This window comes from Streptomyces sp., from assembly GCF_031181555.1.
In the GTDB taxonomy this organism is placed as follows: domain Bacteria; phylum Actinomycetota; class Actinomycetes; order Streptomycetales; family Streptomycetaceae; genus Streptomyces; species Streptomyces fimbriatus.
The window spans coordinates 74,212-81,719 of record NZ_JAPSKQ010000006.1 but is presented as its reverse complement, the minus strand read 5'-3'; the positions used below and the strand labels follow the sequence as shown (position 1 = coordinate 81,719).

Genomic DNA, 7,508 nt, shown 5'->3' with positions numbered 1-7,508 from the left:
CCGCGCACATGGCGGCGACGCCCACTCCCCCGCCCCTGCGCCGCAGTTCGTGGACCAGGGTGACGATCATGCGGGTGCCGGTCGCCGCCACCGGGTGGCCGAGGGAGCAGCCGCTGCCGTTGACGTTGACGGTGTCCGGGTCGAGGTCCAGGCGGCGGACGGCGGCGACGGCCACCGATGCGAAGGCTTCGTTGATCTCGAAGAGGTCGACGTCGGACACGGTGAGGCCGGCCCGGCGCAGTGCCTTCGGAATGGCCTGGACGGGCGTGAGGCCGGTCTCGGCGGGGTCGACGGCGACCGAGGCCCAGGCTCGTACGGTGGCCAGGGCGGGCAGGCCCAGGCGTTCGTCCGCCACCGCCACAGCCGCCGCCGCGTCGTTGGCGCCGCAGGCGTTGCCGGCGGTGATGGAGAAGCCGTCGATCTCCGGGTGGAGCGGCTTGAGCGCGGCGAGGCGTTCCGCGCTGGTGTCGCGGCGCGGGTGCTCGTCGGCCTCAAAGGGACCGTGCGGGGTGTCGACGGGCACGGTCTCGTCCTTGAAACGCCCTTCGTCGAGGGCACGGACGGCGTTGCGGTGCGAGCGCAGCGCCCACGCGTCCATCTCCTCGCGGGTGATGCCGGCCCGCACCGCGGTGTTCCAGCCCACCGTGATCGACATGTCGAGGTTCGGGGCGTCGGCCCGGTCCGGGTGGGACGGGGGCACCCAGGGGCCCTCGACGCCCCGGAAGGACAGCTTGGGGGCGGTGGAGGCGGAGTTGACTCCGCCGGCGAGCACCAGCCGGTCCATACCGGCCCGTACCGAGGCGGCGGCGGTCTGCACCGCCGCCAGGCCGGCCGCGCAGTGCCGGTTCAGGGCGAGTCCGGGCACCTGCGGCAGTCCGGCGGTCAGCGCGGCGTGCCGGGCGACGACTCCGCCGCCGTAGTGGGACTCGGCGAGCACCACGTCGTCCACCAGACCGGGATCGAGTCCCTCCGCGACCGCCGTCACGATGCGGTCGGCCAGTTCGTGGGCGGTGGTGTCGCGCAGGCTTCCCTTGACGGCGGTGCCGATGGGGGTGCGCAGGGCGGCGACGAGCACGGCTTCAGGCATCGGTGGTCTCCTCCGGTTCGACGAGCTCGGCCACGAGGGTGCGGCGCAGCAGCTTGCCCGTGGCGGTGCGGGGCAGTTCGGAGCGGAAGACGACGGTGTCGGGGGTCTTGGACGAGCGCAGGCGCCGCTTGGCGAAGGACCGGATCTCCTCCGGGTCGCCCGCGCCGACGAGCACCGCGACCAGCCGCTGGCCCCACTCCGGATCGGGCAGGCCTAGCACGGCGGCTTCCTGGACGCCCGGGTGCTGGAGCAGGACGTCCTCTATCTCGGCGGGGGCGATGTTCTCGCCGCCCCGGATGATCGTGTCGTCCGCGCGGCCCTCGAGGAACAGGTAGCCGTCCGCGTCCAGCCGACCGCGGTCCCGGGTGGCGAACCATCCGTCCCCGCCGCCGGAGTCGCTTCCGCCTTCGTACTCGCCCGAGATCTGGGCACCGCGCACGAAGACGAGCCCTGTCTCCCCGGCGTCCAGCGGTGTGCCGTCCCCGCTGCGGATCTCGACCTCGACACCCGGCAGCGGGCGTCCGACCGAACCCAGTCGGGCGCGCACCGCGGGGTCGTCGGAGGCGACCGCCCGCCAGTGGTCGTCGGGGCCCAGCACGCAGACGGAGGAGGCGGTCTCCGTCAGCCCGTAGGCGTTGACAAAGCCGGTGTCCGGGAACTGCCGCAGGGCGCGCTCCACCACCGGGCGGGGGCAGCGCGCGCCGCCGTAGGCGAGGTTCCGCAGGGTGGGAACGTCCGCCTTCGCGTCTCCCAGCTCGGTGGTCAGGCGTGCCAGCATGGTCGGTACGACCATGGCGTGGCTGACGCCCTCGCGCCTCACCGTCGCCAGCCAGTCGGCCGGCCGGAATACGCTCTGGTAGACGACGCGGCGGCCGGCGTACAGGTTCGTGAGCAGGTTCATCAAACCGGCGACGTGGTACGGCGGGAGCGCCACCAGGCTGGCGTCGCCCGGCTCCGCCGACCCGAAGTCCTGGGTGTTGAAGACGTAGGCCAGCAGATGGCGGTGGCGGAGCAGGGCCGCCTTGGGGGCGGCGGTGGTGCCGCTGGTGTAAAGGACGACCGCGACGGCTTCCTGGTCCTGCGGCGCGGGCAGCCACTCGGTCCTCCCGGGAGCGGCGAGCAGCGCGTCGAGGTCGGCCGGGTTCAGCACCTCCGCCCCGGGATGCCGGCCGATCAGCGCGCCCAGCTGCTCCTCACCGAGGCGGTAGTTGAGGGGGACGAAGGGGATCCCGGCCAGCGCGGCGCCGAACAGGGCGACCGGGTAGGCCAGATGGTTCGGCCCCAGGTAGAGGACGGCGGTGCGGCCGCGGAAGCGGTCCGCCGCATGGTGCGCGAGGCGCTGGAGCTCGGCGGCGGAGAGCGTGCGGTCGCCTTCGGTGACGGCCGGCCGGTCTTCCGCCGAGGCGGCCATTTCCAGAATCACGGCTATGTTCATGAGAATGGCATTCTCCTACACTCAGATCCACACTCGCAAGAGAGGGGAATGCAATGCGCATCGATGGTTGTGCGGCCCTGGTGGTGGGCGGAGCGGGCGGGCTGGGTGAGGCCACGGTGCGGCGTCTGTGCGCGGCGGGCGCCCGGGTGGTGGTCGCCGACCTCGCCGACGACAAGGGCAAGGCCCTGGAGTCGGAGCTCGGGGTGCGCTACGTCCGGACCGACGCCACCGACGAGGGCTCCGTCCGGGCGGCGGTCGACGAGGCCGAACGGGCGGGCACGTTCCGGATCGCGGTGGACTGTCACGGGGGGCCCGCGAGCGGCGGGCGGCTCATCGGCAAGGACGGCTCCCCCCTGGGGCTGGCCGGATTCCGTACGACCATCGACGTCTACCTGACCGGAGTGTTCAATGTGTTGCGGTTGGCCGCCGCCGCCATCGGACGCACCGCACCCCACGACGCGGACGGCGGACGCGGGGTCATCGTCACCACGTCGTCCATCGCGGCGTACGAGGGGCAGATCGGCCAACTGCCGTACGCGGCGGCGAAGGGCGGCGTGTCAGCGATGACCCTGGTCGCCGCCCGCGACCTGTCACCGCTCGGCATCCGCGTGACAAGCGTCGCTCCCGGCACCGTCCTCACCCCGGCGTACGGGAAGGCCGGCGATCAGTTGGAGGCGTACTGGGGACCCCAGGTACCACACCCGCGGCGCATGGGACGACCCGAGGAGTACGCCGCACTGGTGCAGCACCTGTGCGAGAACGAGTACCTCAACGGTGACGTGGTGCGCCTGGACGGCGGGTTGCGGTTCCCGCCGAAGTAACGACGCAGCGAGCGCAGTCGCCGGAAGGCGCCGGGGACCGGCTCGGTCCGCTCCGCAGGTACTGGTGGAGGGTGCGTACGGCGACGGGGCGGGTGGCGGCAGCCGGAGCGAGCGCCGGGTCCGCGAGCACGGCGATCAGACGTCATCCCCGTGCTCCCCGAGCCGTGGTGGCGGACCGTACGCCGGCTCGTACCCGGCGATGCGGAACGGGCTGCGGACCAGCCGGTAATCGCCCGCCTCCACCACCGTGTCGGGTGTCTCCGCGAGGGCCTCGGGCAGGGTGCGCACGGCGGCGGCGGGCACGAGCAGCGGGCGCAGCCGGGCCTCCCAGCCCGCCGCCGTGTCCGCGGCGAGGGCCTTCGTCACCGCGGCGACCACCTCGTCGCGGTGGGCCGCCCGCTCGGCCATCGTGGTGTAGCCCTCGATGCCCGCCTCGGTGGCGAACGCGCGCCAGAAGCCGTCGTGGGTGATGAACAGGGCCAGGTGGCCGTCGGCGGTCGGAAAGAGCTGCGCGGGGACGTAGTAGGCGTGGGCTCCACCGAGCCGGCGTGGGGGTGCGCCGTCGTTGAGCCAGGCGGACGCATGGTAGTTGAGCTGCGAGAGCATCACGTCCCGCAGGCAGACGTCGACCTGCCCGCCCCGCCCCGAGACGACCTGCGCCAGCAGACCGAGGGCGGCGGCGAGACCTGCCGAGTTGTCCGCGGAGGAGTAGCCCGGCAGCTGGGGCGGGCCGTCGCGCTCACCGGTGAGCGCGGCGATGCCGGTGGCGGCCTGGACGACGTAGTCGAAGGCGGGTTCGTCGCCCGCGTCCATGCCCCAGCCGGTGAGCGCCACGCACACCAGCCGCTCGTTCCAGGGCTTCAGCCTGTCGTAGGTGAGGCCGTAGCGGTGGACGGCGGACGGCTTGAGGTTGACCAGGAGTGCGTCGGCGCCCCGCACCAGCTCGTGCAGCCGCCCCTGGCCCTCCGGTGTGGCCAGGTCCAGGCGGACGGAGCGCTTGCCCCGGTTGAGGCTGGCGAAGTAGGCGTCCGAGACCTGGCGGGACAGGTCACCACCGGGCGGTTCGATCTTGGTGACCTGTGCGCCCAGGTCGGCCAGCAGCATCGTGGCGTACGGCCCGGCCAGGATGTGCCCGACCTCCAGGACGCGCAGCCCGGACAGGGGGCCCGGCCCGCTCACCGGAAGTCCGCGGCGATCGCCGCCACCGCGTCCCGGGTGCGGAGCTTGGAGGCGACCAGTTCCTCCCGCCCGCTGCCGAGAGGCAGCAGGCGCACGGACAGGTCGGTCGCGCCCGCGTCGGCGAACCGCTTGAAGCGGGCCCTGATGGCCGCCTCGTCACCCGCCACGCACAGGTCGCCGACGTCGCGCACGTCACCGTACTGCAGCAGGCGCTGGTAGTTCGGGGAGACCTCTGCCTCGCCGAGGATGCGGTTGGCGCGTTCCCTGGCCGCGTCGACCTCGTGCGGCGCGCACAGGCAGACCGGGACGCCGGCGACGACGCGGGGGGCCGGGCGGCCCGCCTCCTGTGCCGCCTTGGTGATGGTCGGGACGACGTGGTCGGCCACCGACCGCTCGTCCGCCATCCACAGCACGGTTCCGTCGGTCAGCGCTCCCGCGATCCGCAGCATCACCGGGCCCAGCGCGGCGAGCAGGACCGGCAGCGGGGAGACCGGGGCGAGGGTGAGGGGGTTGTGGACGCGGAAGGCGTCGTTCTCGACGTCCACCGACGTCGCGCCGCTCACGGCCGCGTTCAGGACCTCCAGGTAGGCGCGGGTGTACGCGGCCGGCTTCTCGTAGGGAATGCCGAGCATGTCGCGCACGATCCAGTGGTGGGAGGCGCCGACGCCGAGTGCGAGCCGCCCGCCGGCCGCCGCGTGGGCGGACATGGCCTGGCGGGCCAGGGCGACGGGGTGCTGGGCGTGTACGGGGACGACCGCCGTGCCCAGTTCGACGCGTGATGTGGCCTGTCCCATCAGGGTGACGGCCGTCAGGGCGTCGAAGTCGGTGGGCACCTGCGGCACCCACACCGTGTCGAACCCGGCCTCCTCCGCCCAGCGGGCGTCGTCGACCATGCGGTCCGCCTTGTAGGCGGCGTCGCCCCGTTCGGGGCCGCTCATCACTCCGACTCGCATGTCATTCCTCTGTGGTGGAAAGGGCCTTGGGCGTGGAGGTCAGGGCGCGGACGCCGGCCACGACGGCGTCCAGTGCCGTGCCGGTGGGGAACACGGCGGCGGCCCCGGCCTCGTACAGCCGGTCCACGTCCCCGGCGGGGATGGTGCCGCCGACCACGACGGGGATGTCCTCGGCACCGGCTGCGCGCAGCGCCTGGACCGTGCGGCGGGTGAGCGCGAGGTGGGCGCCGGACAGGATGGACAGCCCGACCAGGGCGACGTCCTCCTGCACGGCGGTGGCGGCGATGTCGTCGACGCGGCGGCGGATGCCGGTGAACACCACCTCGAACCCGGCGTCCCGCAGTCCCCGCGCGACGAGTTTCGCCCCGCGGTCGTGCCCGTCGAGCCCGGGCTTGGCGACGAGGACCCGTACCGGTGGCGCCATCAGAACACCACCGGCTGCCGGAACTCGCCCCACACCTCGCGCAGGGCGTCGGCCGTCTCGCCCACCGTGCAGTAGGCGTTGGCACAGTCGATCAAGGGGTCCATCAGGTTGCTGTCTCCTTCGGCGGCGCGTTTCAGGTCGGCGAGACGGGCGCGGACGTCAGCGGCGCTGCGTTCGGCCTTGACCCGGGCGAGCCTCTTGAGCTGCCGCTCCCGGCCCTCGGCGTCGAGTTCGTAGGTGGCGAGGTCGGGCGGAGGCTCCTCGGTGGTGAAGCGGTTGACACCGACCACCGGCCGCTTTCCCGAGTCGACCTCGCGGTGCAGCCGCCACGCCTCGTCGGCGATGAGGCCCTGGAGGTAGCCGTCCTCGATGCAGCGGACCATGCCGCCGTGCGCCTCCAGGTCGGCCATGATCCGCTCGATGCGTTCCTCGGTGGCGTCGGTGAGCGCCTCGACGAAGTACGAGCCGCCCAGCGGGTCGGCGACCCGCGTCACGCCCGTCTCGTGGGCGAGGATCTGCTGGGTGCGCAGGGCGAGGGTGGCCGACTCCTCGCTGGGCAGGGCGAACGGCTCGTCCCAGGCTGCGGTGAACATCGACTGCACACCGCCGAGGACGGAGGCGAGCGCCTCGTAGGCGACGCGGACGGTGTTGTTGCGGGCCTGCGGCGCGTACAGCGAGGCCCCGCCGGCCACGCAGCCGAAGCGGAACATGCACGCCTTGTCGGTCTTCGCACCGAACCGTTCGCGCACAATCGTGGCCCAGCGTCTGCGTCCAGCCCGGTACTTGGCGACCTCCTCGAAGAAGTCGCCGTGCGTGTAGAAGAAGAACGAGATCTGCGGAGCGAACTGGTCGATGGTCATGCGGCCGCGTTCGAGGACGGTCTCGCAGTACGTCACTCCGTCGGCAAGGGTGAACGCCATCTCCTGCACGGCGTTGGCGCCTGCGTCCCGGAAGTGCGCCCCGGCGACCGAGATGGCGTTGAAGCGGGGCACCTCGACGGCACAGAACTCGATGGTGTCCGCGATGAGCCGCAGCGACGGCTCGGGCGGCCAGATCCAGGTGCCGCGGGAGGCGTACTCCTTGAGCACGTCGTTCTGGATGGTGCCGGTCAGTCTGTCGCGCGGGATGCCGCGTTTCTCGGCGGCGGCCACGTAGAAGGCGAGCAGGATGGCGGCCGTGCCGTTGATGGTGAAGCTGGTGCTGATGCGGTCCAGGGGGATGGAGTCGAAGAGGATCTCGGCGTCGGCGAGGGTGTCGAGGGCCACGCCGACGCGGCCGACCTCGTCCGTGTATTCCGGGTCGTCGGAGTCGTACCCGCACTGCGTGGGCAGGTCGAGTGCGACCGACAGACCCGTGCCTCCCTGGTCCAGGAGGTAGCGGTAGCGGCGGTTGGACTCCTCCGCGGTGCCGAAGCCGGAGTACTGGCGCAGGGTCCAGGTGCGGCCCCGGTATCCCGTGGGGTAGTTGCCGCGGGTGAAGGGGAAGGCACCGGGAGGCGGAGGATCGGAGAGCCGGTCCTCCGGTCCGTAGAGGGGCTTCAGCGGGATGCCGGATGCGGTGTGGGCGTCGTCGGTCATGACGGGGCGTCGTCCTTGTGTGAGGTGTAGCG

General features: G+C 72.6%; 7 protein-coding genes. 1 reads left to right on the top strand and 6 read right to left on the bottom strand.

From position 1 onward, the window contains the following. Together RIM90_RS02750 and RIM90_RS02745 are read right to left on the bottom strand one after the other, a co-directional pair. Positions 1-1,087: thiolase family protein (locus tag RIM90_RS02750; protein ID WP_309058885.1), on the bottom strand; the 1,087-nt coding region annotated here is incomplete at its 3' end. After that, complete coding sequence (locus RIM90_RS02745) at positions 1,080-2,522, bottom strand: AMP-binding protein (protein ID WP_309058884.1); 1,443 nt, start codon at positions 2,520-2,522, stop codon at positions 1,080-1,082. The genes RIM90_RS02750 and RIM90_RS02745, both read right to left, overlap by 8 nt. Before the next feature lie 53 nt (positions 2,523-2,575). On the opposite strand from RIM90_RS02745, the gene RIM90_RS02740 reads away from it, so the two are divergent. After that, positions 2,576-3,343: an SDR family oxidoreductase gene (locus tag RIM90_RS02740; RefSeq protein ID WP_309058883.1), complete on the top strand. Its 768-nt coding sequence runs from the start codon at positions 2,576-2,578 to the stop codon at positions 3,341-3,343. A gap of 135 nt (positions 3,344-3,478) precedes the next feature. On the opposite strand, the gene RIM90_RS02735 is transcribed toward RIM90_RS02740, so the two are convergent. The 4 genes from RIM90_RS02735 to RIM90_RS02720 are packed head-to-tail and all read right to left on the bottom strand — an operon-like array spanning position 3,479 to position 7,476. After that, positions 3,479-4,522: a CaiB/BaiF CoA-transferase family protein gene (locus RIM90_RS02735; RefSeq protein WP_309058882.1), complete on the bottom strand. Its 1,044-nt coding sequence runs from the start codon at positions 4,520-4,522 to the stop codon at positions 3,479-3,481. Continuing rightward, positions 4,519-5,475: a TIGR03564 family F420-dependent LLM class oxidoreductase gene (locus RIM90_RS02730; RefSeq protein WP_309058881.1), complete on the bottom strand. Its 957-nt coding sequence runs from the start codon at positions 5,473-5,475 to the stop codon at positions 4,519-4,521. Before RIM90_RS02730 ends, RIM90_RS02735 begins: the two co-directional genes overlap by 4 nt. 1 nt (position 5,476) lies before the next feature. Then, on the bottom strand, positions 5,477-5,899 hold the full coding sequence (locus RIM90_RS02725; RefSeq protein WP_309058880.1) for a cobalamin B12-binding domain-containing protein: 423 nt from the start codon (positions 5,897-5,899) through the stop codon (positions 5,477-5,479). Further along, positions 5,899-7,476 carry a methylmalonyl-CoA mutase family protein gene (locus RIM90_RS02720; protein ID WP_309058879.1) on the bottom strand — a complete coding sequence of 526 codons (1,578 nt, stop codon included), beginning with the start codon at positions 7,474-7,476 and terminating at the stop codon, positions 5,899-5,901. The genes RIM90_RS02725 and RIM90_RS02720 overlap by 1 nt, the downstream gene beginning before the upstream one ends. Positions 7,477-7,508 lie beyond the last annotated feature (32 nt).